28 protein-coding genes are annotated in these 26,794 nt (G+C 33.8%); 13 read left to right on the plus strand and 15 right to left on the minus strand.

Annotated features, from left to right (window positions below):
- The first annotated feature begins 2 nt into the window (after positions 1-2).
- Entirely contained in the window at positions 3-884 is an 882-nt protein-coding gene (locus tag IHE43_RS19665) for a L,D-transpeptidase (RefSeq protein ID WP_192185484.1), read from the plus strand.
- 190 nt (positions 885-1,074) lie between these two features.
- Here the strand turns inward: IHE43_RS19665 and guaB are convergent, their stop codons facing one another.
- The 4 genes from guaB to IHE43_RS19685 all read right to left on the minus strand — a co-directional run bounded on the left by guaB (position 1,075) and on the right by IHE43_RS19685 (position 5,733).
- The gene (guaB, locus tag IHE43_RS19670; RefSeq protein WP_192185485.1) at positions 1,075-2,547 is read right to left on the minus strand and encodes an IMP dehydrogenase; all 1,473 of its coding nucleotides are present in this window, start codon (positions 2,545-2,547) and stop codon (positions 1,075-1,077) included.
- 290 nt (positions 2,548-2,837) lie between these two features.
- Complete coding sequence (locus IHE43_RS19675; RefSeq protein ID WP_192185486.1) at positions 2,838-4,238, minus strand: DUF5723 family protein; 1,401 nt, start codon at positions 4,236-4,238, stop codon at positions 2,838-2,840.
- Complete coding sequence (locus tag IHE43_RS19680) at positions 4,235-4,789, minus strand: hypothetical protein (protein WP_192185487.1); 555 nt, start codon at positions 4,787-4,789, stop codon at positions 4,235-4,237. The genes IHE43_RS19675 and IHE43_RS19680 overlap by 4 nt, the downstream gene beginning before the upstream one ends.
- A 77-nt stretch (positions 4,790-4,866) precedes the next feature.
- Positions 4,867-5,733, minus strand: coding sequence for a hydroxymethylglutaryl-CoA lyase (locus tag IHE43_RS19685; RefSeq protein ID WP_192185488.1), 867 nt, complete (start codon positions 5,731-5,733; stop codon positions 4,867-4,869).
- A 212-nt stretch (positions 5,734-5,945) separates the two neighbouring features.
- Here IHE43_RS19685 and IHE43_RS19690 point away from each other — a divergent pair, with 212 nt between their 5' ends.
- The gene (locus tag IHE43_RS19690; protein ID WP_192185489.1) at positions 5,946-6,560 is read left to right on the plus strand and encodes a SatD family protein; all 615 of its coding nucleotides are present in this window, start codon (positions 5,946-5,948) and stop codon (positions 6,558-6,560) included.
- The gene (locus tag IHE43_RS19695; RefSeq protein ID WP_192185490.1) at positions 6,557-7,273 is read left to right on the plus strand and encodes a DUF3307 domain-containing protein; all 717 of its coding nucleotides are present in this window, start codon (positions 6,557-6,559) and stop codon (positions 7,271-7,273) included. Before IHE43_RS19690 ends, IHE43_RS19695 begins: the two co-directional genes overlap by 4 nt.
- On the opposite strand, the gene IHE43_RS19700 is transcribed toward IHE43_RS19695, so the two are convergent.
- Positions 7,259-8,293: a quinone-dependent dihydroorotate dehydrogenase gene (locus IHE43_RS19700; RefSeq protein ID WP_192185491.1), complete on the minus strand. Its 1,035-nt coding sequence runs from the start codon at positions 8,291-8,293 to the stop codon at positions 7,259-7,261. The two genes, IHE43_RS19695 and IHE43_RS19700, sit on opposite strands and share 15 nt — an antisense overlap.
- A gap of 408 nt (positions 8,294-8,701) precedes the next feature.
- On the opposite strand from IHE43_RS19700, the gene IHE43_RS19705 reads away from it, so the two are divergent.
- The 3 genes from IHE43_RS19705 to IHE43_RS19715 all read left to right on the plus strand — a co-directional run bounded on the left by IHE43_RS19705 (position 8,702) and on the right by IHE43_RS19715 (position 11,890).
- The gene (locus tag IHE43_RS19705) at positions 8,702-9,832 is read left to right on the plus strand and encodes a formylglycine-generating enzyme family protein (RefSeq protein ID WP_192185492.1); all 1,131 of its coding nucleotides are present in this window, start codon (positions 8,702-8,704) and stop codon (positions 9,830-9,832) included.
- Between the two features lie 192 nt (positions 9,833-10,024).
- Positions 10,025-11,302, plus strand: a complete 1,278-nt coding sequence (pepT, locus tag IHE43_RS19710; RefSeq protein WP_192185493.1) for a peptidase T — start codon at positions 10,025-10,027, stop codon at positions 11,300-11,302.
- Positions 11,303-11,890, plus strand: a complete 588-nt coding sequence (locus IHE43_RS19715) for a YdeI family protein (RefSeq protein ID WP_192185494.1) — start codon at positions 11,303-11,305, stop codon at positions 11,888-11,890. It abuts the gene before it with no gap.
- Positions 11,891-12,294: 404 nt separating this feature from the next.
- Here the strand turns inward: IHE43_RS19715 and yajC are convergent, their stop codons facing one another.
- The 3 genes from yajC to IHE43_RS19730 all read right to left on the minus strand — a co-directional run bounded on the left by yajC (position 12,295) and on the right by IHE43_RS19730 (position 14,931).
- On the minus strand, positions 12,295-12,567 hold the full coding sequence (gene yajC, locus IHE43_RS19720) for a preprotein translocase subunit YajC (RefSeq protein ID WP_192185495.1): 273 nt from the start codon (positions 12,565-12,567) through the stop codon (positions 12,295-12,297).
- A 91-nt stretch (positions 12,568-12,658) separates the two neighbouring features.
- On the minus strand, positions 12,659-13,570 hold the full coding sequence (gene nusB, locus IHE43_RS19725) for a transcription antitermination factor NusB (protein ID WP_192188256.1): 912 nt from the start codon (positions 13,568-13,570) through the stop codon (positions 12,659-12,661).
- Positions 13,571-13,821: 251 nt separating this feature from the next.
- Complete coding sequence (locus IHE43_RS19730; RefSeq protein WP_305038525.1) at positions 13,822-14,931, minus strand: Glu/Leu/Phe/Val dehydrogenase; 1,110 nt, start codon at positions 14,929-14,931, stop codon at positions 13,822-13,824.
- 204 nt (positions 14,932-15,135) lie between these two features.
- Here IHE43_RS19730 and IHE43_RS19735 point away from each other — a divergent pair, with 204 nt between their 5' ends.
- The 4 genes from IHE43_RS19735 to IHE43_RS19750 all read left to right on the plus strand — a co-directional run bounded on the left by IHE43_RS19735 (position 15,136) and on the right by IHE43_RS19750 (position 18,883).
- A complete protein-coding gene (locus tag IHE43_RS19735; RefSeq protein ID WP_192185496.1) occupies positions 15,136-16,914 on the plus strand; it encodes an ABC transporter ATP-binding protein in 1,779 nt (592 codons plus the stop codon).
- A gap of 68 nt (positions 16,915-16,982) precedes the next feature.
- On the plus strand, positions 16,983-17,351 hold the full coding sequence (locus IHE43_RS19740) for a PUR family DNA/RNA-binding protein (RefSeq protein ID WP_056186704.1): 369 nt from the start codon (positions 16,983-16,985) through the stop codon (positions 17,349-17,351).
- A gap of 134 nt (positions 17,352-17,485) precedes the next feature.
- The gene (locus tag IHE43_RS19745; protein ID WP_192185497.1) at positions 17,486-18,316 is read left to right on the plus strand and encodes an alpha/beta hydrolase; all 831 of its coding nucleotides are present in this window, start codon (positions 17,486-17,488) and stop codon (positions 18,314-18,316) included.
- Positions 18,317-18,337: 21 nt separating this feature from the next.
- On the plus strand, positions 18,338-18,883 hold the full coding sequence (locus IHE43_RS19750; RefSeq protein ID WP_192185498.1) for an alpha/beta hydrolase: 546 nt from the start codon (positions 18,338-18,340) through the stop codon (positions 18,881-18,883).
- A gap of 57 nt (positions 18,884-18,940) precedes the next feature.
- On the opposite strand, the gene IHE43_RS19755 is transcribed toward IHE43_RS19750, so the two are convergent.
- Positions 18,941-19,276: a tRNA-binding protein gene (locus tag IHE43_RS19755; RefSeq protein ID WP_192185499.1), complete on the minus strand. Its 336-nt coding sequence runs from the start codon at positions 19,274-19,276 to the stop codon at positions 18,941-18,943.
- A gap of 136 nt (positions 19,277-19,412) precedes the next feature.
- Between IHE43_RS19755 and IHE43_RS19760 the strand changes: the two genes are divergently transcribed.
- The 3 genes from IHE43_RS19760 to IHE43_RS19770 all read left to right on the plus strand — a co-directional run bounded on the left by IHE43_RS19760 (position 19,413) and on the right by IHE43_RS19770 (position 21,802).
- Entirely contained in the window at positions 19,413-20,306 is an 894-nt protein-coding gene (locus IHE43_RS19760) for an alpha/beta fold hydrolase (protein ID WP_192185500.1), read from the plus strand.
- A 162-nt stretch (positions 20,307-20,468) separates the two neighbouring features.
- Entirely contained in the window at positions 20,469-21,023 is a 555-nt protein-coding gene (locus IHE43_RS19765; protein ID WP_192185501.1) for a thioredoxin family protein, read from the plus strand.
- 383 nt (positions 21,024-21,406) lie between these two features.
- Positions 21,407-21,802, plus strand: a complete 396-nt coding sequence (locus IHE43_RS19770; RefSeq protein ID WP_192185502.1) for a GreA/GreB family elongation factor — start codon at positions 21,407-21,409, stop codon at positions 21,800-21,802.
- Positions 21,803-21,918: 116 nt separating this feature from the next.
- On the opposite strand, the gene IHE43_RS19775 is transcribed toward IHE43_RS19770, so the two are convergent.
- From IHE43_RS19775 to IHE43_RS19800, 6 genes are all read right to left on the minus strand, one after another.
- On the minus strand, positions 21,919-22,218 hold the full coding sequence (locus IHE43_RS19775; RefSeq protein WP_192185503.1) for a cytochrome c: 300 nt from the start codon (positions 22,216-22,218) through the stop codon (positions 21,919-21,921).
- A 95-nt stretch (positions 22,219-22,313) separates the two neighbouring features.
- Entirely contained in the window at positions 22,314-23,246 is a 933-nt protein-coding gene (locus tag IHE43_RS19780) for a peptidylprolyl isomerase (RefSeq protein ID WP_192185504.1), read from the minus strand.
- 60 nt (positions 23,247-23,306) lie between these two features.
- Positions 23,307-24,443 carry an MFS transporter gene (locus IHE43_RS19785; RefSeq protein ID WP_225585214.1) on the minus strand — a complete coding sequence of 379 codons (1,137 nt, stop codon included), beginning with the start codon at positions 24,441-24,443 and terminating at the stop codon, positions 23,307-23,309.
- Positions 24,444-24,585: 142 nt separating this feature from the next.
- A complete protein-coding gene (locus IHE43_RS19790; RefSeq protein WP_192185506.1) occupies positions 24,586-24,936 on the minus strand; it encodes a cupin domain-containing protein in 351 nt (116 codons plus the stop codon).
- A gap of 27 nt (positions 24,937-24,963) precedes the next feature.
- Positions 24,964-25,869: an archaemetzincin family Zn-dependent metalloprotease gene (locus tag IHE43_RS19795; RefSeq protein ID WP_192185507.1), complete on the minus strand. Its 906-nt coding sequence runs from the start codon at positions 25,867-25,869 to the stop codon at positions 24,964-24,966.
- 9 nt (positions 25,870-25,878) lie between these two features.
- Positions 25,879-26,742, minus strand: a complete 864-nt coding sequence (locus tag IHE43_RS19800) for a sugar phosphate isomerase/epimerase (RefSeq protein ID WP_192185508.1) — start codon at positions 26,740-26,742, stop codon at positions 25,879-25,881.
- Positions 26,743-26,794: the final 52 nt, after the last annotated feature.

Consider the following 26,794-nt stretch of genomic DNA (forward strand, 5'->3'; position numbering starts at 1 on the left):
TTATGAAAAAGTTATATTACACACCAAATGTTTTGTTTCTACTTGTTTTAGTTTTATTAGCTTCTTGTGAACAAAAGAAAACTATAAGAAAAACAGAAGCAAAAGCTCACAAAACCGTTGAATACAAAAAACCAGAATCATCTGTTAGTTTTAAATTTGAAAAAACAAAACAGTGGCTTGACTCTATCAAAGGCGACTCGACTAAACTTGATATTGCTTATGCCATCAACAGAACCGATAAAGCAAATTTCGCCAAAATGGATTCAGTTGTAATTCCGACTGATTTTAGCGGTGATTTGGTTTATTATCTTCCCTTTCCCTTGCATGTTGATACTTTAGAAGAAGTATCTAAAGTCTTGATTTTCTCCTATCCTACTCAAACTTTTGCTGCCTATGAAAATGGCGAACTAGTTTATACAGGGCCAACCAATATGGGACGTAAAAAAGATCAGACACCAACCGGATTATTTTTTACCAACTGGAAAGCTGAAAAAACAACAAGTACTTTTAATGACGAATGGGACTTAAAATGGAACTTTAATATCGAAAACAAATTGGGTGTTGGTTTTCATGAATATGAATTACCAGGATATCCTGCTTCACATTCTTGTCTGCGTCTACTAGAAAAAGATGCAAAATATCTTTACAAATGGGCAGACGAATGGATTTTGAAAGATGCAGAAAATGTAAAAGTAAAAGGAACGCCGGTAATCGTTTTTGGAAGTTATAATTTTGACGGACCAAAACCATGGTTCGAATTAGTCAATGAACCGAAAGCATTAAATATTTCAGAATCTGAAATCGAAACTCAGGTTCAGCCTTTTTTACAGCAGATATTGGATAATCAAAAACTTAGAGAAGGAGATCAAACTCCAACATCATAGAGCTTTAACTTTTCGATTTTGCGACTTTGCCGAAATAGTTAGCGCCCTTTGCGTAAAACCTTGCGAACTTTGCTGTTAAATTTAACTCATTGACGAATTGAACAAAACTAGTCTCAGTTTTAAGATTAAAAATAAAAAAGGCATAAAATTTAAAATCCTATGCCTTTTGTTTTATATCGAAAACTAAAAATTATCTTGAATAATTTGGAGCTTCTTTTGTAATAGTTACGTTATGAGGATGACTTTCTGTAATTCCGCTTGACGTGATTCTAACAAAACGTCCAGTTTCCTGTAAAGTCGGAATATCTTTAGATCCACAGTATCCCATTCCGGCACGAAGACCACCGATAAATTGAAGCATACTTTCGTTTAATTCTCCTTTGTAAGGAACGCGTCCCACAATTCCTTCCGGAACTAGTTTTTTTACATCATCTTCAACATCCTGGAAGTAACGGTCTTTAGAACCTGTTTGCATTGCTTCAACAGAACCCATTCCGCGGTAAGATTTGAATTTTCTTCCTTCGAAAATAATAGTTTCACCTGGAGATTCTTTTGTTCCGGCTAATAATGAACCTAACATTACACAGTCAGCACCTGCAGCGATAGCTTTAGGAATATCTCCTGTATAACGAATTCCACCATCAGCAATAACTGGAACTCCAGTTCCTTTGATAGCTGCAGCAACTTCTAAAACTGCTGAGAACTGAGGAAAACCAACACCGGCTACGATACGAGTTGTACAAATAGAACCAGGTCCGATTCCTACTTTTACACCATCAGCACCATTGGCTACTAAATATTTAGCTGCTTCAGGAGTTGCGATATTTCCAACAATTACATCAATATTTGGGAATTTTGTTTTTATTTCTTTTAATGTGTTTACGACACCTTCAGTATGCCCATGAGCTGTATCAATAATAATAGCATCAACACCGGCAGTAACTAATGCTTCAGCTCTTTGAACTGCATCACCTGTAACTCCAATAGCAGCAGCAACTCTTAAACGTCCGTAAACATCTTTATTTGCGATTGGTTTTTGAGTCAATTTAGTGATATCTCTAAAAGTAATTAAACCAACCAATTCGTTATTAGCATTTACAACTGGTAGTTTTTCAATTTTGTGACCTTGCAAAACTACTTCTGCTTGTTCTAATGAAGTTCCTTCGGCAACAGTAACTAAGTTTTTACTTGTCATTACCTCAACGATTGGTCTTGCTCCGTTTTTCTCGAAACGTAAATCACGATTGGTTACGATTCCTTTTAGGATTCTGTTTTCATCAACGATTGGAATACCGCCAATTCCGAATTCTTTCATTGCATTTTTTGCATCTGCAATTGTTGAAGTCATTGGTAATGTTACCGGGTCGATAATCATTCCGGATTCTGCACGTTTTACTTTTCTAACCTTCGCAGCCTGCTGCTCGATGGTCATGTTTTTATGTAAAACACCAATTCCGCCCTCTTGCGCCATAGCAATTGCCATTGCACTCTCAGTAACGGTATCCATAGCAGCTGATACTATAGGAACGTTTAGTGTTATGTTTCTTGAGAATTTTGATTTGATACTCACTTCGCGAGGAAGCACATTAGAGTAGTTAGGTACTAATAATACATCATCGTAAGTTAAACCTTCGCCGATGATCTTGGAGTTGTGTGCTATCATGTTGCAATTTCTAGTTGAATTGCGTGCAAATATAGTGAATAAATTGGAAACTTGAATACTAACTTTTTCTTAATTTTCTATAGCCGAGAATGTTCTTACAAATTAATTCTTTTTTTAACCATATAAGTTCATAGAAGGAATTTAAGTTTTTTGCGCATAATTTAAATCGTCTTTTTTTTAAAATTATATAAGAAATTGGCTTTCTCTTATTTTTATATGATCTCTATCTCACTAATCAAGCAATAAAATAATATGAACTTATATTACTTATATGGTGAAAAGAAAAAAACTTAATCTCCTGATTCAGGGACGATAAAATTGATTCCGAATTGAAATGCGAGACTATTGGCCTTCGAGACATCTTTATATTCCAGAACATTGTCGACGAGAGCATAGATATTAACTTTTCCGATCGTTCCGGAAAGTCCCAAACCAATATTCTTATTCGAATAAGAATCGAATGTATAAGTAGCCTTGAAATCTAATTTCTCAAAAATGCTTCGTTTGTAAAAAGCCGTAAAAGCGATGAAAGGTTCGTTTGGCATTGTCATAGCAAACAATTGCCCCCCAACCGCATTAAGATATCTTCTTTTGGCGGACGCTTTACAATTGCATTCTTCATCTGACCTGGATTCTCCGAAAGAATACTGAACAGAAGAATATAATTTGGTTGGACGCCAGGTAGTGTATTTATTATAAAGTGTATCACGTGGAATAGCTTTTTCAAAATCATCAAATACATCATCAGGATTATTTGAAGAATCAAAAACAGGATTTGCTCCCTCGTATCTATATGTTCCCTTATAAGTTATGGTTTCAATATCTTTGGATTGATTTATAAATCCGAGATCGATAATACTTGTCGTAAACTGAAGGTTTTCCCTGAAGTAATAAGTAAATCCGGCGTCAAAACCCAAACCCAGACTCCCGTTAAAAAAGGTATTGTGTGCAATATCTTCTGCAACATTTCCTTCATATTCATCTTTGGTAAATTTGGCAATTCCAGAAGTTCTAAGTTCCAGATTTGAGGAGATTATTTGCGTATAAATATTTGGTGTACCCGCATTTTGCGCTGTATAAATAAATCCGGAATTTCGTGTAGAGGTGGCATTAGCACCACTTGAATACAATTTGGCACGACCACCTAAAACAAATTTTTCACTTAGTTTTTTATGAAACCCGACATGAAGAACAGAAAGTACTTCGGCTCTTACATTGATATCAGCCAGATTGAATGATTTTCCGACATAATCTCGATTACCGTCTAAGACAAATATAGCAGGGTCTTTTGGAACATACATTAAGAAATCAAACTCCTGATAGGCTCCAAATGAAATATAAGATTGACTGTCTTCTCCTCCAACCCTAAAACCACCGGAAAACAATTCTAATTGTTCATTCACCTGAGCTTTGTCTTTGTTTGATGATTTGTTTATAATATTTCGGACTTTATCATTAAAATCAACTCCATTATTGGCAAATAAATCATAAGCTGAGAAACTGCTGGAACCCATATTGGCCGAAATTCCGGATAAAATAGGGATTCCAAAGTAATATTTATACGAAACATCGGCACCCGGATTTACAAGTGACGATTGCGGAATTGATGTAAAATTATACAGGAGCTGTCTGTTTTGGGCAAAACAAATCGACTGCAAAAACAGCATTAAAATTAAGCAGGCTTTTCTCATTCGATCTCCATATAAACGGTTGCACTTGATCGTAATTTTAAATTACCTAAACTGTTTTCGTCTATAGGCGGACCGGAAGCGACCTGAATTAAAAAACCAACTTTTGTAGTTTGTTTTAAAAGTACTAACCTTTCGTTTTCAAATACTTCTGTGGGATATTTTATAACATTTGAACTTCCTGAATAGGCCGGAATCACAAGCGGAATCGTTTGAAGAACCTCATCATTATCATTTAAAAGTAATATATTGAGGGTGAAAGCTCTGTTTATGGTGTTTTCAATTTCAAAATTCAATTCAGCCTTAACCAGATTTTCATTAAAAAATTTCTTTCTAAAAGCATCAAAATCCACTACATCAGATGCTATTTGCTGTGCCTGACCGTTAACAGCAAATTGATTGGCGGGAACATTGAAATGCGCCAGATTGGCCACAAAAACAGGTTCTAACTTAAGATCGTTAACCTGATCAAAATCTAAATCACTCGAGCACGAAATACACAAGAATGCAAAAATTAAAGTTTTAATTACTCTATTTAGGATGTTTGCTTTCATGAGTAGCGAATTAGATAGTCAGTAATAACGCTGATTTATTGATGGTTATTACATATAAATAATAAATATACTACTTTTTAATGAAATTTTCCGAACAATTTTGAAGCTTCGTTATAAGCACTCTCAAAACTTAAGGAGTTTAATCCTGTTGTTTTTTTATTGGCTGTAAAATAGGAAATCAGTTTTTCTGTAGGCATATTTCCAGTCAGCTTATCGGTAGCCATTGGACATCCCCCAAAGCCCTGAATGGCACCATCAAAACGAGTGCAACCTGCTTTAGAAGCTGCATCTATTTTTTCGAACCAACTATCAGGAGTGGTATGTAAGTGTGCACCAAATTCTATTTGAGGATATTTTGGAATTAAATTAGAGAAAAGATACGTGATTACTTCCGGAGTAGAACTTCCAACTGTATCAGAAAGAGATAAAATTTTAACCCCCATTTTTGAAAGTTTCTCAGTCCACTCTCCTACTATTTCAACATTCCACGGATCTCCGTACGGATTTCCAAAACCCATTGAAAGATAGGTTACCACTTCTTTGTTTTTGTTATCGGCAATTTCAAGAATTTCTTCCAGTGTGATTAATGATTCAGCAATCGTTTTATGGGTGTTTCGCATTTGAAAATTCTCTGAGATAGAAAAAGGAAATCCCAAATACTGAATAGCTTCATGTTCTGAAGCTGCTGCCGCGCCTTGTGTATTTGCAATTATCGCCAGTAATTTGCTTGTAGTTTGAGAAAGATCCAATTGTGCCAAAACTTCGGCGGTATCCTGCATTTGCGGAATCGCTTTTGGAGACACAAAACTTCCAAAATCAATGGTATCAAAGCCTACCCGAAGCAACGCCTGTATGTACGAAACCTTATTTTTTGTCGGAATAAAGGTTTTGATACCTTGCATGGCATCTCGCGGACATTCGATAATCTTGATTTCTTTATTCAAAACTTATTCTTTAGTGAAGGCTAAGTTAGCTTCTTTTTTAAAGAAATAAAAGTTATAATTTTCATTAAATTAAATATTACTCAATATTGTAATAAATTATAATATTACCGAAAAACGTAATAATACAAAATATTACGTAAAAGCGTAATAATCAAAAATATTACGTATATTTGTAATATAAAGTTTATTTATTTTTAATTATATTTGAATCTATGACAAGCGTAATTACTGGTGATATAATTGGTTCGAGACAGCAAAAATCAAAAGATTGGGTCGAAGATTTAAAAAAAATCCTGTCTCCGTTTGGCGAAACTCCAAGCCAGTGGGAGGTTTACAGAGGAGATGAATTTCAGATTGAAATAAAAGATCCTAAAGAAGCTCTATTAGCCGCAATTTTAATTAAAGCCCATTTAAGAGCCGTAAAATTAGATGCCAGAATGAGTATTGGTTTTGGAAATAAAACACATAATGCCGAAAAAATATCTGAAAGCAATGGTGATGCATTTATACACTCCGGAGAACTTTTTGAAACTTTAAAAAAACAAAAAGTAACTTTAGCAATCCGAACCGGAAATAGTGACATTGATGAAAAAATGAATTTGATGCTACAGCTGGCTTTGACTTTTATGGACAATTGGCTGGTACAATCCGCAGAATTTGTTGCTATTGCCATAGAAAACCCAACTTTATCACAAGAAGAATTGGGACAAAAATTAGGTATTAACCAAGCTGCGGTGAGCCGTAGACAAAAGCGAGCTCAATTTGATTTGGTTATAAATTTAGATCGTTATTTTAGAACACAAATAAAACAACTTACAGCCCCATGATTTTATTCATAAAACTATTGTTAGCGCATCTATTAGGCGATTTTATCTGGCAGCCAACTTCATGGGTAGCAGATAAAGAAATTAAAAAACATAAAAGTTTTTACTTGTACCTTCATATACTGCTACACGGAGTTTTGGCAGCAATTTTGGTTTGGGAAATCAATTTTATTCCTTATGCCGTTTTAATAGCCGTTACACATGGCATTATTGACCTCATCAAATTAAATTTTCAGAAGCCAAAAACAAAACGCAGCTGGTTTATTGCGGACCAAATTGCCCATATTTTAATTTTAATTGGGATTGTGCTTCTGTATCAGAACAAAAGCATTATTTATTTTTGGCAGGACAATGAATTTTGGATTTTATTGACTGGAATATTATTTGTAACCAAACCTGCTTCGATTTTTATTAAAACCATTATTTCTATCTGGAGTCCGGAAAATGAAAACACACATCAAGATAATTCGCTTGCCCATGCAGGAAACTACATTGGCATTTTAGAAAGATTATTTGTCTTCTGTTTTATCTTGACCGGACATTTTGAAGCAATCGGTTTTTTATTGGCTGCAAAGTCTATTTTTAGGTTTGGAGATTTACAAGAAGCTAAAGACCGAAAATTGACCGAATACGTTTTAATTGGTACTCTGATCAGTTTTGGAATTGCGATAGTAACCGGTCTTGTTGTTCAGTCCCTAATTTTAGAACTGCTTTAAGACCTTTTTATTGATTGCTTTGATTAAAGCCGGCCCTTCATAAATAAAACCAGTGTATAATTGCACTAGACTTGCTCCTGCATTTAATTTTTCAATTGCATCATCGGCAGAATGAATTCCCCCTACTCCGATAATTGGGAACGCCTTATTGCTTTTTTCTGAAAGAAAACGAATCACTTCAGTTGAACGTTTTTCTAATGGTTTTCCGGACAACCCTCCCATTTCAGATTGGTTTTCAGATTGTAAACCCTCTCTTGAAATTGTCGTATTTGTTGCAATTACACCGGCAATCTGAGTTGTTTTTACAATATCAATAATATCTAATAATTGCTCGTCTGTTAAGTCGGGAGCAATTTTTAAAAGAATTGGTTTTACTTTTTGATTGCTTGTTTTTTGCTTTTCTACATTTCTGTTTTGCAATGTTTGCAATAAAGCCGTTAAAGGTTCTTTATCTTGTAACGCTCTTAAGTTTGGTGTATTTGGCGAACTTACATTCACAACAAAATAATCTACATGGTCAAACAAGGCATCAAAACAAATAATATAATCGTCAACGGCATTTTCGTTTGGAGTCACTTTGTTTTTTCCGATGTTTCCACCAATTAAAACACCTGAATTCTTTTTCAAACGTTCTACAGCTTCCAGAACTCCACCGTTATTAAACCCCATTCGGTTAATAATGGCCTGATCTTCTTTTAAACGAAACAAACGCTTTTTTGGATTTCCTTCCTGACCAATCGGAGTTACAGTTCCTATTTCAATAAAACCAAAACCAAAGTCTGAAAGTTCTTTGAATAATTTGGCATCTTTATCAAATCCTGCAGCAAGTCCAACCGGATTCTTAAATTTAATTCCGAAGACTTCACGCTCTAAACGGCTGTCTTTTACTTCGTAAATTGATTTTATAATTGATGAAACTCCCGGAATTTTTGAAATGAATTTAACAAATGAAAAAGTAAAATAATGTACTTCTTCCGGATCAAAACAAAAAAGTATAGGGCGAATTATCAATTTATACATAAGAATAGTTGTGTGTGTGTTTTTCGGGTGCAAATTTAATTATTATAGTTTAAAAAGGTGCTCTTTTACAAAAACAAATTATAAACTTATTTTAGTTTTCAGGATAAAACCTTGTCTTTAGAAGCAGGGTGGCACTTTAGAATACAATGGGACATTTCCCTGTAAAGCACTTTAAAATTCGAAACAGGTAAATCAATTTTGCATAGAAATTCTTTTTTACATAACTTTAACCAACATAAAACCTTGAAAATGAAATATGTTCAAAACAATTTTTTCATTTTGATTTTAAAAATAATTGAGAAACAATATATTTCATTAATTCTATAAAATAACTAGAATTATATTGGGTTATTTTTTTACTTTTATCCCTCTTTATTTGACAACTATTTTAAGATTAAAACTACTATAATGAAAAATAAGACCTATTGGATTTTTGCCATACTAACAATTTCCATTATTTCAATCGCTTACGGCTACACAAAGCTAATTGTTCCTAAACAAAAATTGGCTGCGATGGATTGTGCCGAGACTCCAAATGCGGACTCTGCCTCTTTGTTTAAACCTACAATCGAAAACAAAAATAAACCAACAGGCAAAACGCCTAAAGGAATGGTTTGGATTCCGGGTGGCGAATTCTCTATGGGAAGTAATGTTGAAGATGAAAGCTTATGCAGCATAAAAGGTGTTACAAAAGATGCTGCGCCAATTCATAGAGTTTACGTTGATGGATATTATATGGATAAAACGGAAGTTACAAACGACCAATTTGAGGCTTTTGTTAAAGCTACCGGATATGTAACATTGGCTGAAAAAGCACCTACACATGAAGAATATCCTGATGCTCCGTTAGAAAATTTAGTTGCCGGATCAGCGGTCTTTACTCCTACTCCGGCAAAAGTTGATCTGAACAATTATATGCAATGGTGGACATATGTTAAAGGAGCCGACTGGAGGCATCCTGAAGGAGATGGAAGCTCTATTAAAGGAAGAGGTAATTATCCTGTTGTACAAGTTTCACATGCCGATGCTGCTGCGTATGCAAAATGGGCTGGTAAAAGATTACCTACGGAAGCTGAATGGGAATTTGCTGCCCGCGGTGGAAAAACAGGGGAACTTTATGCCTGGGGAAATACTCTAAAACCGAAAGGAAAATTTCAGGCTAATATTTATCAGGGACACTTTCCTATTGAAAAAGGAGATACCGGAGAAGATGGGTATATTGGGATAGCTCCAACAGCTCAATTCGAACCAAATGGGTATGGATTGTATGATATTGGAGGGAATGTTTGGGAATGGACAAATGACTGGTATACGGCTGATTATTACGCCATTGTAAATGAGAATGGAAAGGCTGTCAAAAACCCTCAGGGACCTAAAACATCTTACGATCCGGGAGAACCTAATCTTCCTAAAAAAGTACAACGGGGAGGATCATTTTTATGTACAGACCAATATTGTACACGCTATATGGTAGGTACAAGAGGAAAAGGAGATTATCAATCTCCTGCAAATCACATTGGTTTTAGATGCGTGCAGTAATTTTTTTTGTCACGAATTTCACGAATTAGCATTAATAAATTTTAATACAATCCAATTTTAGAAAATATTCTAAAATTGGATTTTTAGTTGCTATTAGTTTAAATTAGTGAAATTAGTGGCAAACTTTTTATCCTAATTTTAGAACTTTTAATCCCCTGAATAATTGTTTATCTTTGCTAAAAAAACAAACAAATGCAGCATATCATAGATCGCTTTATCAGTTATGTAACAATTGATACAGAATCGGACCCAAATTCGCAAACTACACCTAGTACAGCAAAACAATGGAATCTTGCCAATAAATTAGTTGAAGAACTAAAAACAATTGGTCTTGAAGATGTTACTATAGATGACAAAGCTTACATCATGGCTACTTTACCAAGTAATGTAGATCACGAAGTGCCAACAATCGGTTTTGTTTCGCATTTTGATACTTCCCCGGATTTTAGCGGAGCGAATGTAAAACCTCAAATTATCGAGAATTACGATGGAAAAGATATCATCTTAAATGCAGAGAAAAATATCGTTCTATCTCCAAATTACTTTAAAGATTTACTACAATATAAAGGCCAAACCATTATCACCACTGACGGAACAACTTTGCTTGGTGCCGATGATAAGGCCGGGATCACCGAAATTGTTTCTGCAATGGAATATCTTGTTCAGCATCCTGAAATCAAACACGGAAAAATCAGAATTGGATTTACACCTGACGAAGAAATCGGCCGTGGTGCACATCACTTTGATGTAGAAAAATTTGGTGCTCAATGGGCGTACACTATGGACGGAAGTCAGATTGGCGAATTAGAATACGAAAATTTTAACGCTGCAGGAGCTAAAATTACTTTCAAAGGAAAAAGTGTTCATCCTGGTTATGCCAAAGGAAAAATGATCAATTCAATGCTGATTGCCAATGATTTTATCAATGAACTTCCGAAAGGAGAAACACCTCAGGAAACAAAAGGTTACGAAGGATTTTTTCACGTTCATCACTTAACAGGAAGCATTGAAGAAACGGTTTTAGAATTGATTATTCGGGATCATAGCAAAATCAAATTCGAAAAAAGAAAAGAGTTAATTGGGAAAATTACCAGGAAAATCAATAAAAAATACGCTAAACAATTCGGAGAAGATATTGTAATTACCCAGGTAAAAGACCAGTATTACAATATGAAGGAAAAAGTCCTTCCCGTAAAACACATTGTTGATATTGCTGAAAAAGCAATGAGAGAGTTAGATATCAAACCTATCATCAAACCTATCCGGGGCGGAACTGACGGATCTCAACTTTCTTTTATGGGATTACCTTGTCCAAATATTTTTGCCGGAGGACATAACTTCCACGGAAAATATGAATATGTTCCCGCAGAAAGTATTCAGAAAGCTACAGATGTTATCGTAAAAATTGCCGAATTAACTGCAATTCAAGGCATTTTTGAAAGTACCGAAAAACCTAAAAGAAAAAGATAATTGGAACCAACCTCTGATAATAAACATGTCTGGCACAGTAATCATTTATGGGAAGAAGAATTACTTCTTCTTAAATCTATTATTGACAAAACTGAACTGGAAGAAACCATAAAATGGGGAGGTCCGGTTTATGTTTACAACAAGAAAAATGTTATCGGAATTGGAGGTTTTAAAGATTATTTCACCATTTGGTTTTTCAATGGCGTTTTTCTGAAAGATGAAAAAAAGAAATTAATCAACGCTCAGGAAGAAAAAACAAAATCTTTGCGACAATGGCGTTTTACTTCAAAAGAAGAAGTAAACGAGGCAGCAATTTTAGAATATATTGCTGAAGCTATTGAAAATGAAAAGCAGGGGAAAATCATAAAACCTTCAAAAAAGGAAGCTATAGTTTCTGAATTGCTTCAAAAGGAAATGGATCAAAATCCTGCTCTATCAGAAGCTTTTCAAAAATTCAGTCCTTACAAGCAATATGAATTTTTAGAATATATTGAATCCGCAAAACAAGAGAAAACTAAACTTTCCCGAATTGAAAAAGTGATTCCGATGATTTTGGGGAATGCTGGTTTGAATGATAAATACAGGTAACGAAATTCCAATAAAAAAATTGCTTCGCCTGTTCGCTAGCGCACGGGTCCAAATTCCAATGGATTGTCGCTCTGAGCGAAGTCGAAGAGCCGGATTCTAATCTTTTTAAAACCTTTGTCAAAATTTAAAATTTTGACAAAGGTTTTTTATTATACGTATTTTTGTCATCCGAAGGAAGGATCACACTAGAAGCTCGACAAAGATTGTCGACACTCTTTGCGGAGTTACTTGTGTAATCCTTCGTTCCTCAGGATGACAAGATTGTGCTTACGATATGTAAAACACTGCATGAGATTGCTTCGTCCCTCGCAAAGACACACTCTACGCTTAATCGCAAACATAAAAAGATCCCAAACTCCATAATTGGAATTTGGGATTTTAATTTTATTGAAATTTTAAAAAGCTTAAGCTTTTTTCAAAGCAGCACTCATTTCCATAGAAATAGCTGAACGCTCAATTTTCAATTTTCCAGACATCGTTTCGATAATTGCACTTGTTTCAGCAAGCTCAATAATTTTACCGTGGAAACCACTTTTTGTAATTATTTTGTCACCTACTTTTAGGCCGCTTTCAAATTCTTTTTCGTTTTTTGCTCTTTTTTGTTGTGGTCTGATCATGAAGAAATACAACACTACAAACATTAGTAAATAAGGAGCAAATTTCATTAAATCTTGCATAGTATTCGGGTTTTATTTTTGTTATTAATATTAAATATTTAAAAATTTAAAATTTAGATTTTTAGTCTAAAAAATTGGAAAATTCTAATTTTTACATTAAACCTCTTCCAACTTTTATAAGTTTTTTGTTAGCCGTAAGTTCTTTAACAAGGTTATCTAAAATTCCGTTGATAAAAATACTACTTTTTGGAGTAGAATATTCTTTAGCAATTTCTAAATATTCGTTTAGTGTAACTTTTACAGGAATTGAAGGGAATTTCAAAAATTCGCAAATAGCCATTTTCAAAATAATTGTATCAATTTCAGCAATTCTTTCACTATCCCAATTTGGCGTTTTATCATCGTATTCTTTTGCTAAGATCGATTCGTTCAAAACTGTTCTTCTGAACAAATCTTTGGCAAAATCTTTATCTTCAACATCTTTATACAATTTCGGCACTCTAAAATCGTCCGGATCTTCTGTTTTAATTGCTTTCAATTGTTTGATAATATGTGTATTTACAACCGGAATATCATCAACCCAAGTTAATTTATCGTCTTCTAAATACTCATATAATTTTTCATTCGGAACAATAACTTCGGCAAACAAATCAATTATAAATTGTCTGTCTTCTTCGAAAGTATTTGTTGAAGTTGTCATGTATTTTGCATACAAATCGCTTGATTTGATATCATTTAAAAGCAACAAAATATAATCATCATTCAATGACCAGTTATTGATTTTACGATTTTCTAAAGCGATGCTAAGGGAATTGCTTTCGGCCAGTAGTTGAAAAATTTTGTTTTTGATAAATTTTTCATTCGGATTACGTTCTGCAGCAGTTGCAAGATGTTTTTTGCTTGAAAGATGTAAAAAAACGGATTCTTTTTTACAAATTTCAATCAATGAAGAAAGCATTATAAGATATAAATCCTGAATATTATCAATACTATAAAAAAGAAACTTCTCTTCTTTTTCCATATTATCAGAACCGCTTTGATGCATTGCATAAATGGATTGCATTACTTTAACGCGTATGTGTCTTCTATTTACCACCTTGTAAGAACATTTAAAAATTAGTCTGCAAAATTAGGAATTTCAATCCTTATAATAAAATTTAATTACTAAAAAGTCACTGTTTTCAGTCCTAGTTTTCAGTCGCAGTTTTCAGTGCTGTAGAAACCGCTTAAAAAAGTCGCAGTTTTCGCGTATAAAAAAGTCTCAGTTTCCAGATAAAACTGCAAACTGAGACTGAGACTGTAAACTATAAAAAATTATTTCTTAGCAGCGCTTTCAATTTTTCTCAAATCGATACGATTTTGAGCAATTGTAAGAGCCGCTTTATGCGTTGTCATTCCATTTTTCACAGCATAATCGATAATTTCTAAAGTAGTATTATAGATATTTTCGGTTTTACTCATGATTTCAGCTTTTCCGTAATGCTCTAATTCAGCATAAACATTAATGATTCCACCTGCATTGATTAAGAAATCCGGAGCGTATAAAATACCTCTTTCCTGTAATCTTACACCGTGAACATTCTCATCAGCTAACTGATTGTTGGCAGCACCAGCAATAACTTTAGCTTTAATTTTGTTTACTGTATTATCATTGATAGTCGCTCCCATTGCACATGGCGCGTAAATATCAACATCAGCACTATACAAATCTTCACCTGTAAAAATTGTTGCGTTGTATTTTTGAGCTACTTCGTATAATTTTTCTTCGTTGATATCAGCGATAGTAACTACTGCACCTTCTTTAGTCAAATACTCTACTAAAGCTTCTCCTACGTGACCAATTCCCTGAACTAAAACTTTTTTACCGTCTAAAACATCAGAGCCAAATTGGCTTTTTGCAGCCGCTTTCATTCCCAAATAAACACCGTAAGCTGTTACAGGAGAAGGGTTTCCAGAACCACCTCTTTCTTCAGAGATTCCGGTAACATAAGGCGTTACATCTCTAACGGTATCCATATCTTTAGTTTCCATTCCAACATCTTCAGCAGTAATATATCTTCCGCTTAAAGAGTGAACAAATTCACCAAACTTACGCATCAATTCTGGTGTTTTTTGCGTTTTAGCATCACCAATAATTACCGCTTTACCACCACCAATATTCAATCCGGTAATAGCAGATTTATATGTCATTCCTCTTGAAAGACGTAAAACATCATTCAGAGCCTCCCATTCAGTATTGTAATTCCACATTCTGGTACCTCCCAAAGCCGGTCCCATAACTGAGTTATGAATACCAATAATTGCTTTTAAACCTGTATCTTTGTCATTGCAAAATACAATTTGTTCGTGATCATCAAAAGATAATTGACCAAAAACAGGATCCATTTTTTGAAGTTCCTTTCCAGTTGCGAAAGTTGCATCCATAGCGCTAGTTATTTATTAGTTAAAATTATGAATTTGTCAAAAAGACATCTCAAACTTAAATAAAAAATACACATGTGCTAATTTTTTATCTTTAAAATAACAATTTTACAATAGATTTGTTTGGATTTAATGATATCTTTAATTACTTTTTATTTAAGATAATTTACAATTCCAAAACATTTCAACATTGAATCTCTTAAAAAAATGAAAGAATTAAGCTATTTAAACAAATATTTCATCAAATATAAATACAGTTTTTCGTTAGGAATTTTAATAACAATAATCGCACAAATTTTTTCGCTGTTTACACCAAAACTTATCAGCAAGTCATTAAATGCTATTGAAAACTTTGATAAATTACCAGAAGTGCAACAAAATTCTCAGGTAATTATCGACTCTTACCGTCAGGATTTAATTCATAACGTACTGCTAATCATAGCCACTACAATTGTAGCAGGTTTTTTAACTTTTTTAATGCGCCAAACTTTAATTGTTATGTCGCGTCATATTGAATTTGATTTGAAAAATGAAGTTTTCAAACAATATGAAAATCTTTCACAGAACTTTTACAAACAAAACCGAACGGGAGATTTAATGAACCGAATCAGTGAAGACGTTTCAAAGGTTCGCATGTATGTTGGCCCAGCTGTGATGTACACTATCAATACCTTTATTCGTTTTGCCATCGTTATAATATATATGTATAATGTTTCGCCTTTATTGACACTTTATACGATTTTGCCTTTACCGATTCTGTCGTATTGTATTTTTAAACTGAGTTCAGAAATCAATAAACGAAGTACTACTTTCCAACAATATTTATCAAAAGTATCCAGTTTTTCTCAGGAAATATTTTCCGGAATCCGTGTTATAAAAGCCTATTCATTAGAAAATCAACACCAAAATAATATGGTGGCTCTTGCCGATGAAAGCAAAAAGAAGAGTTTGGATTTAGCTAAAGTGCAATCATTATTTGGTCCTTTGATGATCGCCCTGATCGGAATTAGTAATCTAGTAGTAATTTATTTTGGTGGTGTTATGTATATTAACGGAACGATTCCGAATATTGGAACTATTGCCGAATTTATTTTATACGTAAACATGTTAACCTGGCCAGTGGCTTCATTAGGATGGGTTTCATCTATGGTTCAAGAGGCTGAAGCTTCTCAGAAACGTTTAAATGAATTTTTGAAAATTGAACCCGAAATCAAAAACAACAACGAAAATTCATCGGATATTCAAGGTTCAATAGCTTTTGAAAATGTGAGTTACACCTATGAAGACACCAATATTGAAGCTTTAAAAAATGTAAGTTTCACTGTAAAAAAAGGAGAAACATTAGCTATTTTAGGAAAAACGGGATCTGGAAAATCAACTATATTATCTCTCATTTCCCGTTTGTATGATGTAACCGACGGAAAAATCACAATCGATCAAAATGAAATCAGCACTTTGAATTTAAATGATCTCCGTAATAATATTGGAATTGTGCCTCAGGATGCTTTTTTATTCTCGGATACAATTAAAAATAACATCAAATTCGGAAATCAGAATGCTACTGACGAAGAAGTGATGGAAGCTGCTAAAAATGCTGTAGTTCACGATAATATCATTGCCTTTAACAAACAATATGATACCATTTTAGGGGAAAGAGGAATCACGCTTTCAGGCGGACAAAAGCAGCGTGTATCTATTGCGAGGGCTATTATTAAAAACCCGGCTATTTTACTTTTTGACGATTGCCTCTCTGCAGTCGATACTGAAACCGAAGAAACAATTCTGAATAATTTATTCGAAATTTGTAAAGATAAAACTACAATAATTGTAAGCCATCGTGTTTCTTCAGCTAAAAATGCCGACAAAATTATCATTTTAGAAGACGGTAAAATTATACAACAAGGCTCTCATAATCAATTAATAAATCAGGAAGGTTATTATTCATCTTTATATTTAAAACAACTTTCGGAAAAAGAATTACTTTAATTGTTGTGTAATAGATAAATTTTTATGATTTTTGAGTACTATTAATTCCAAAAATGATAGAACGTATTATGAGAGAAAATGACATGTTAGAAAAAGAAGAGATTTTTTCTAAAGTATTACGAGCAGGAAGAAGAACTTATTTCTTTGATGTAAGAGCTACTAAAGCTGACGATTATTATATCACAATTACCGAAAGTAAAAAATTCACTGAGGAAGATGGTTCTTTTCATTTTAAAAAACACAAAATTTACTTGTATAAAGAAGATTTTGGAGCTTTTGCCGAAATACTAGAAGAAATGACTTCATACGTCTTGAACCACAAAGGCGAAGAAGTAATCTCTGAAAGACATCAAAAAGATTTTAAAAAAGATTACAGTTCTGATAAACCTGAAGGACAAAGATCTAGCTTTACTGATATTGATTTTGATGATATTTAGTCCCCAATAACTTTTTAAAAAGTACGAGTCCAATTTGTCCTGCATTTTGGACTTTTTTTATATATAAATTTAGTATTTTAGATTTTAGACTTCAGATTTTAGATTCTTAGTCCTAAACACACAACTAATACAATATGAAAAAAATAATCGTTTTACTTAGTTTTCTTTTTATTGGAGTTACCTCTTTTGCTCAGAAATTAGAATACGAAACCAAATCGAACATTCAATATTACAGCACTGCAATTAATAAATCTGACTCTTACATAAATGAAAGATGTGTTTTGGATATTTACTATCCTAAAAACAGCAAAGGTTTTGCAACAATAGTTTGGTTTCACGGAGGCGGATTAACCGGTGGCAGCAAAGAAATTCCAGAAACTTTAAAAAATAAAGGTTTCGCTATTATTGGCGTAAACTATAGATTATCTCCAAAAGTTAAAGCGGCAAAATGTATTGAAGACGCCGCAGCGGCAATCGCCTGGGTTTTTAACAATATTGCAAGTTATGGAGGCGATACTGAGCAAATTTTTGTTTCAGGACATTCTGCAGGAGCGTATTTGGCTTTGATGAATGGCTTAGATAAAAAATGGCTTCAAAAAGAAGGAATTGATGCTAATAAAATTGCAGGACTTATTCCGCTTAGCAGTCAGTGTATTACCCATTTTGAAATTAGAAGAGAAAACGGTATTCCGGATACAACACCAACGATTGATGCCTATGCGCCTTTATTTTATGTTCGTGCCGATGCTCCACCCCTATTATTGATAACAGGAGACCGCGAATTAGAAATATTAGGCCGTTATGAAGAAAACGCTTATATGGAACGTATGATGAAATTAGTAGGACATAAACAAACTAAACTTTTTGAGTTAGACGGTTACGGCCATGGAATGACAGATCCGGCTTTTCCACTAGTGGTAAACGAAGTAAACCGAGTTTTAAAAGAAAAACAAACTAAAAAATAATCATTTAATAAATCCACGGCAATGGAAACAAACTTATTAATATTACCCGGATTGGGAAATTCCGGTGACAAACACTGGCAGACCTTTTGGCATAAAAAATTCAAAAATTCAATTCGTTTAGTTCAGGACAATTGGGATGAACCTGTTCGCGAAGAATGGCTTGCAAGATTAAATGAGGAAATCGCTAAACTTAATCAACCTACTATTCTCGTCGCACATAGCTTAGCTGTTTCATTAGTTTTGCACTGGGCAGAAGCTAATACTAACAAAAATATTGTCGGTGCTTTATTAGTTGCTCCCGCTGATGTAGATTCACCTCAACACACTCCAGAATGTACACGCAATTTTTCACCGATTCCAACTATTAAATTACCTTTTCCTTCCATTGTAGTGGCGAGCGAAAACGATCCATATGCCACTTTTGAAAGAAAACAATATTTGGCTGAAAAATGGGGAAGCGATTTTGTAAACGTTGGTCAAAAAGGCCACATCAACTCTGATTCTGATTTAAAATATTGGGAAGAAGGACAGTTGATTTTAAACAAGTTAATTGAGAAAATAAAATAGTTTTCAGTCTCAGTCTCAGTTTCCAGACTGAATACTGAGACTGAGACTGAAAACTAGTTATCCTATTCTCAATCCATTTTCAATCTTAAAATCGGGAGTCAATAAAATTACATCTCCCTCCTTACCTATCGCACCAAGAACCAGACATTCGCTCATGAATTTTCCAATTTGTTTCTTCGGAAAATTAACCACTGCTATAATTTGTCGGTTTACTAAATCCTCCTTTTTATAATGAACTGTTATTTGTGCCGATGATTTTCGGATACCAATCTCCACACCAAAATCAATTGTTAGTTGATATGCAGGCTTTCGTGCTTCAGGAAAATCATTTATATCGATTATAGTCCCTACTCGCATTTCAGTTCTTTCAAATTCACTCCAGGTTAAATCCATTTTGTTTTCTATATAGTTGAATTACAAACCTATTAATTTTGTAATTATTATCCTTAATTCTGTAACCCTTTTTTTTACCTCCATTTCTAAATTTACAAGACAACAGTTTAAGCTAATCCACAAAGAAATATAGGAAATGGAAAATACGATACTCAATAGCGATCACTCTTTAAAAGATTTTGATTTTGATATTCACGAACAAAATACCGATAAATACATAAAAACAGCCAAAAATGTACAGCTTTACGTGAAAGATTACGGGAAAGGAAAACCTGTAATTCTGATTCACGGCTGGCCACTTTCTAACGAGATGTGGGAATATCAAATTGAGTTCCTGGTTCAAAATAATTATAGAGTTATTGCGTACGACCGTCGTGGTTTTGGTAAATCATCACAGCCTTGGGATGGTTATGACTACGACACATTAGCTGATGATTTGAGTGAAATCATTGAACAACTTCAATTAGAAAATGCAACACTTGTAGGATTCTCTATGGGAGGAGGTGAAGTCGTTCGTTATTTTAGCCGTCACGGTGGAAAGGGTGTCACAAAAGCCGCTTTAATTTCATCAATAATTCCATTTTTATTACAAACGGATGACAATCCTGAAGGGCGTCCAAAAGAAAAGGGAGAAACTACAGCAACTGCAATTAGAGAAGACAGAATAGGATTTCTTGAAAATTTTGGCAAAATATTTTTTGGCGTTACTATAATTAACAAACCTTTGAGTACGCCATTACTTGAATATTTTACGACGCTCTGCTCTGCTGCTTCGCCTAGGGCAACGCTAAAATGTGCCGAATCTTTATCTAATACAGATTTTAGAGATGAACTTCATACTATAAAAGTTCCTACTTTAATTATTCATGGAGATGATGACAAAAATGTTCCTATTGAAGTAAGTTCAAAAAAAACCGCCGAGGCCATAGCAAATAATACTTTTATCGTCTATGAAGGCGCACCACACGGCTTATTCTATACTGCAAAAGATCGTTTAAACGAAGATTTGTTAAACTTTCTAAACTCATAAAGTAATGCCACAGATTGCACAGATTTCAAAAATTTTATTATCTATTTTGAGACTAAGGTAATCTTTATAATCTGCGTAATCTGTGGCAAAAAATAATTATCCTTGTGATCTTTCTTTTACAGAATTAAAAGTTATTTTTGAATAACTAATTCTTTAGAAAAAATGGCACGAACTCCTTCAAATATGATTCCGCTTGGAACACTTGCTCCAGACTTTAATCTAAAAGACACCAATTCTAATAATGAATATTCGTTTGAAGATTTAAAAGGATCAAAAGGAACTCTTGTCATTTTTATGTGCAATCATTCTCCTTTTGTACTTCATGTTCTCAAAGAAATTATCATGATTGCCAATGATTACCGTGTTCAGGGATTGGGAGTAATTGCTATTTCGAGTAATGATATTGAAAAATACCCTGAAGATTCTCCAGAATTGATGACTGAATTTGCTTTTGAAAACAAAATAGTTTTCCCTTATTTATTTGATGAAACTCAAGAAGTTGCCAAAGCTTATGAAGCAGCCTGCACACCCGATTTTTATTTATTTGACAATCAAAACAGATTATTTTACCGAGGCCAGTTAGATGATTCCAGACCCGGAAACGGAATTCCGTTAAGCGGAAGTGATTTGCGAAGTGCCATTGATGCCTTGATTTATAACCGAAGTTTGAATGAACAGCAAAAACCAAGTATTGGCTGCAGTATCAAATGGAAATAGATTAGTATTTTAATCTGGTTTCCCTATCTTTACAATTCTATTACATTTTACCGATGGTGATCACATTATTATTTACGGCTTCGATATTGTTGTTTTCTCTAAGGAGAAAGCCAATTGCTGTTATAATCATTTCACACAACAAGGCCTTTATTAATTAGGCCTCCGTCTACTTCATTTTCTTCTTTAAGGCGGGGGATTTTTACCAAATTTTACCATTTATTCTATTTGAAAGATTATTCATTTCCTTCAAATAAATAATTATTTTCTTTTTACCACATTTTCCAAAAACAAAACATTTTCAAATTTCAATTTGCACGTCTGTTCAAATTGAAAAGAACAACACACATTGCTTATAAATCAATATTTAATAAATAATTTAGAATATGAAACCAACACCTATTTTCTGTAAAACAGATTATCAGCTTTTAAGAGAGTTGATTTTAAAAAGTAAAAATGAGACAAACGCTAAAGAAGTAGGTCAGCTTTCGCAAGAACTCGATCGCGCTATTATTAGTAAAGAAAGTACATTAGACAATTCAATTATCAGAATCAATTCGCATGTTACCATTGAAGATGTAAAGGCAAACAAGCAAATGAAAATTCAGATTGTTCTGCCATCATTAGCCAATGTAACCGAAAGAAAAATATCCATTTTAGCACCATTAAGCGTGGCTATAATTGGATTTAAAGAAAACGATCAGGTCGATTGGGAATTGCCTGCCGGAATTAAAACCTTAAAAATAATTGCAGTTGAAAACACATCTTCCAGCAATTCATAATTTTTGAAACACCTCATCTTGAAGGTGTTTTTTTTTTATTCCATTGTGAAATAAAAAAACTATTCAATAAAGATTTACTGAATAGTTTAATTATAATTTCTTTTATCCTGATTCTCCTATAATTGAGAATGTATATAACTTGTAATTGAAGCCATTTGTGTATCATCTAAATGTGCTTTTTTCTGCATCTTCACTAAAATCGGTGCCCATTCTTCCTGAGTAAATTTCTTTGGCTCATATAGCTTGTGGCATTTTGTACAATTATTTTCATACATATTTTTACCTGCTGCCAGTTCAGGAGTCAATTCTACAGCTTTTACTGTTTCGGTCGTAGCTGTAGCGGCAACTGTTTTTTTTGTACCGCAAGAAACTACAAGTAATGTTACAGCAGCTAATGTTAAGATTTTTACTTTCATTGTTTTTGTTTTATTTTAAAGTAAATATAAAAAAATCCCATATGCCGAAACATATGGGATTACTATTTAAAACAAAACTAAATTGTTTATAAATCTTATTTTACTTCCATTAATTCAACGTCGAAAATCAAAGTTGCGTTTGGTGGAATAACTCCTCCAGCTCCAGCAGCTCCATAAGCCAAATCAGATGGAATTACAAAACGAGCTTTGTCACCCACTTGTAATAAAGCAATACCTTCGTCCCATCCTTCGATAACCTGCCCCTGACCTAATCTAAATTCGATTGGTTTTTTACGTGGATAAGAAGAATCAAAAACTTTTCCGCTTTCTAAAGACCCTTCGTAATGAACTGCTACTGTTTTACCAGCTTCTGCTCTTTTACCGTCTCCTTTTTGAATCATTTTGTAACGTAAACCACTATCTGTTTTATCAAAACCAGCAGCCAATTGCTCCATTTTTGCTTCAGATTCTGCTTTTAAAGCTGCATCTCTTTTAAGACGTGCGCCTTTTAAACCAACAAAAGCTTCAATAGCATTAAATTTTTCAGCTTCCTCACCAACTCTGATGATTTCTACTGCATCAAGATTATCTCCCTGAGCAACAGCATCAACTACATCCTGACCTTCTACAACATGACCAAAAACAGTATGTTTTCCGTCTAACCAAGAAGTTGGAACGTGAGTAATGTAAAATTGAGAACCGTTACTTGCAGGTCCTGAATTTGCCATTGCCAAAACTCCCGGACGATCGTGTTTTAAACTTGGGTGAAATTCATCATCAAATTTGTATCCTGGATCTCCAGTTCCGGTTCCTTTAGGACATCCACCCTGAATCATAAAATCAGGAATAACTCTGTGAAAAGTTAATCCATCATAGAATTTTTGTCCTTGAGGTTTTACTTTATTTTCCATATTTCCTTCTGCAAGAGCTACAAAATTCCCTACGGTACCCGGTGTTAAATCGTGTGTTAGTTTTACTAAAATCGAACCTTTGCTTGTGTTGAATTTAGCGTATATTCCGTTTTCCATGTTGTTATTTTTAATTTTGATTGCAAATTTACAAATTAATTCGGTATCAATTTGTCCTTTCTATTTTTTAGATTTCGATTTATAAGTAAGTCCGTAAACTGTTAATGCCAATACTGAAAGACCAACACATCCGATAGCTACCGCATGCCACCCACCTAGTTTCCACAATAATAATCCGTAAGCAGATCCTGCTGCTGTTCCTAGAAAACTAAACGACATAAAAACAGTATTTAATCTGTTTCTGGCTTCTGGCAATAATGAATATACCCTGGTTTGATTTGAAATGTGAACACCCTGAATTCCGATGTCGATAAAAACAATTCCGATTGCAATTCCGATGACGCTTTCTATTGAAAAATAGAAAATTATAAAACTAATTAATATCAATAAACAGCCATAACCAACTGCAACCCTGGAACCACCTTTATCTCCTAATCTTCCAACTAATGGTGCTGCCAGGGCTCCCGATGCTCCGACAATTCCGAATAAACCAATTGTGGCACTATTAAAATGAAATGGTTCTCCCGAAAGCAACAAAACCATTGTCGTCCAAAATGCTCCAAATTGCGCAAAACTAAACACGTTAATTAATGTCGCTTCACGTAAAATGGGTTGTGTTTTTATTAAAGTAAAAAGGGATTGAATTAATTGCCCATAAGTTCCCTGAAATTGAGGTTTATTAACGGGGAATTTTTTCTGAATCACAAAAAAGATCAAAAGACAAATTCCGGCAGCAATATAAAACATCGATCTCCAGCCTAAAACCTGACCAATAAAACCGCTCAAAGTTCGGGAAAGCAAAATTCCCACAAGCAATCCGCTCATGATTGTTCCGATGACTTTTCCTCGCTGTTCTACCGAACTTAAGGAAGCTGCCAAAGGTAAAATAAGCTGTGGCACAATCGAAGTAATTCCGATTAACAAAGAAGCAATTTGTAAAATGAAGAAACTTTTTGCCGTTGCTGCAATAATTAAGGCAATTACAGAAGCAAAAGTGGTCATTAAAATTTGTTTTTTACGCTCCAGTTTATCGCCAAGCGGTACCATAAAAAACAAACCAATCGCATATCCGGCCTGAGTCAGATAGGTTATTGTTCCCGCGCTGGCTTCAGGAATTTTAAATTCGCTGGCAATTAAAACAATTAAAGGCTGGCAGTAATAAAGATTTGCAACTATAAGTCCAGTGCAAGCTGCCATAAATAAGACATTCGTTTTGGATAAATTCATTTTGCAAAAATACCAATCTAATTGTAATCAAAACTTTAAAAAAAGTATAAATTTTTCAACGTTAGGATCAAATCAGATTGGTATTTTAGAAATTGTATTGACTTTTAAGCTTTTATTTTTTCATAAAATCTTCACGAATCGGACTGAAAACATCCGTTAACATTCCTTCTTCCAAACAAACAACACCATGAATCGCGTGAGGGGGAATATAGAAACTATCCCCTTCTTTTAATGTTTGTGTAACTCCTGAAATCGTAACATCAAATTTACCGCTTGAAACATAAGTCACCTGAGTATGATAATGTTCATGCAAAGTGCCAATTCCGCCTTTATCAAAATGAACATTGACCAACATCACGCGATCATCGTAGGCCAGGATTTTACGTTTGATTCCTTCACCAACCACTTCCCATTCTATATCATCCCCTTTTATAAATTCTTTGCTTGTTCCGAAACTTTGCATACTAACGCTTTTTAATTAACTTTTTATTTATTGAATACTTTTTAAGTCTTTCTTCATTAACTCGATTCCTTCAGCTAAATTGTTTTCTTTAAAATACTTTTCTAATTCTACTAACCGTTTTTTATTATCGTATTTAAATCCTGAATTTAATTTTCTTTGGCAGAGTGAACACAATCTTAAAGAATGAGTATCTGTTTCCGGCATACTATTGGTGCCATTCATCACACAATTAGCATTAATACAATGATGCAGGCCAAACATATGTCCAATTTCGTGAGAACATATTTTCAACAATCGCTCTAAACATAAATTAAAATCAGCTTCTTCCTGCATTCTGTGAATGGAACTTACCGCGATTTTTTCTCTGTAAGAGGCCAGTCCAAAAACATAATTCCATTCGGGTTTGGGATACAAATCTTTTTCTGTTATTGCCATTAAAGCAATTCTTTTAAAAGGTTTTTCTTCTTTCAAAACATTTTCTAAAATATAACCTGCTAAAAATTGCTCTTGTCCAACATCGCCAATTCGTCTGGCATGATCAGGAATAATATCATTTGAAACATTTTCTAAAACCTTAGTTTCTAATTGAAAAAAAATCTGCAAGTACTGACGAACTAATTCAATTTGTCTCAATTGTACCGAATTAAATTTTCCGATAGGTTTTAAATAGATAATATTCTCTTCTTTGGATGGAACAACATGAGGTGTTTTCATGAATTGTTTATAACTCTGCCCTTTTTCTTTATGAGAATACAGCCATTCACCAAAAACAGGTTCGCCAAGCTTAACATCATTACTTTTAATGTGTGTAAAATAAGGCTGAGGCGGTAAATTTTCTTCCGGATTAGATTGTGGTTTTGTACCTGAATTTTCTTTTTTTTCTGAGTGACACGAACAAAGAATCAACAAAAACAGCAAAAGAAGTTTCTTCATAAATTATTATTAGATTAATTTTTTCGAAATAAAATCACAACTGGTTTTAATGGAATCAAAAGAATTTGGAACATAATTATTTTCCTGTTCAACAAAAAAATGAATCAGTCCCGATTGTTTTGCTGCTGCAAAAAAGAGTTTAAAATCAATAGAGCCTGAACCAATTTCGGTATTTAAAGCAGGATTTGCTTTATCCATATCTTTAACATGCCACAATTTAAAGCGCCCCGGATTTTCCTTAAATAATTTAAGCGGATCATTGCCTGAGCGAACTACCCAATATAAATCCAATTCAAAAGATACTAAATTTTTATCTGTTTCTTTTAATAAAATCTCATACCCTGTGACACCATCCTGTTTTTTAAATTCAAAATCATGATTATGATAGGCTAATTTTAAACCAGCATCTGCACACATTTTTCCGGCTTCATTTAAACGGGCGGCAATGATATGGAAATCATTTCGAAAAGGCTCATCAACCCACGGAATGGTTAAATATTCGTTTTTTAAAATCTTTGCAGCTTCAATGGCTGCTCTTACTTCTTCTAAATTTCCATCATATAAAAAGCTTCCTAAGTTATAATGTCCGCTAACGGCTTTTAAATGATTGGCATCTAAGATTTTTTTAAGTTCAATTGGCGTCAATCCCCAAAATTGGTCTTTTATCGAAAAACCATAAGTTTCGACTGTAGTATATCCTGCTTTTGCAACCTTCTCTAAAGTTGATTTTACATCTTTTGGAAGTTCATCACGCAAGGTGTATAACTGTAAACCTATTTCTTTTTTATCCATGGTAAATGCAAATGATGGAGAAGCTAAAACTGCAGTTGCAGCCAGGCTTGTATTTATAATGAAGTTTCTTCTTGTGACCATTTCTTATCTTAAAAAAATCCGAAAGTAAATCTACTCTTTTTATTGAAATACA

The organism is Flavobacterium sp. MDT1-60 (assembly GCF_014844035.1).
GTDB lineage: Bacteria > Bacteroidota > Bacteroidia > Flavobacteriales > Flavobacteriaceae > Flavobacterium.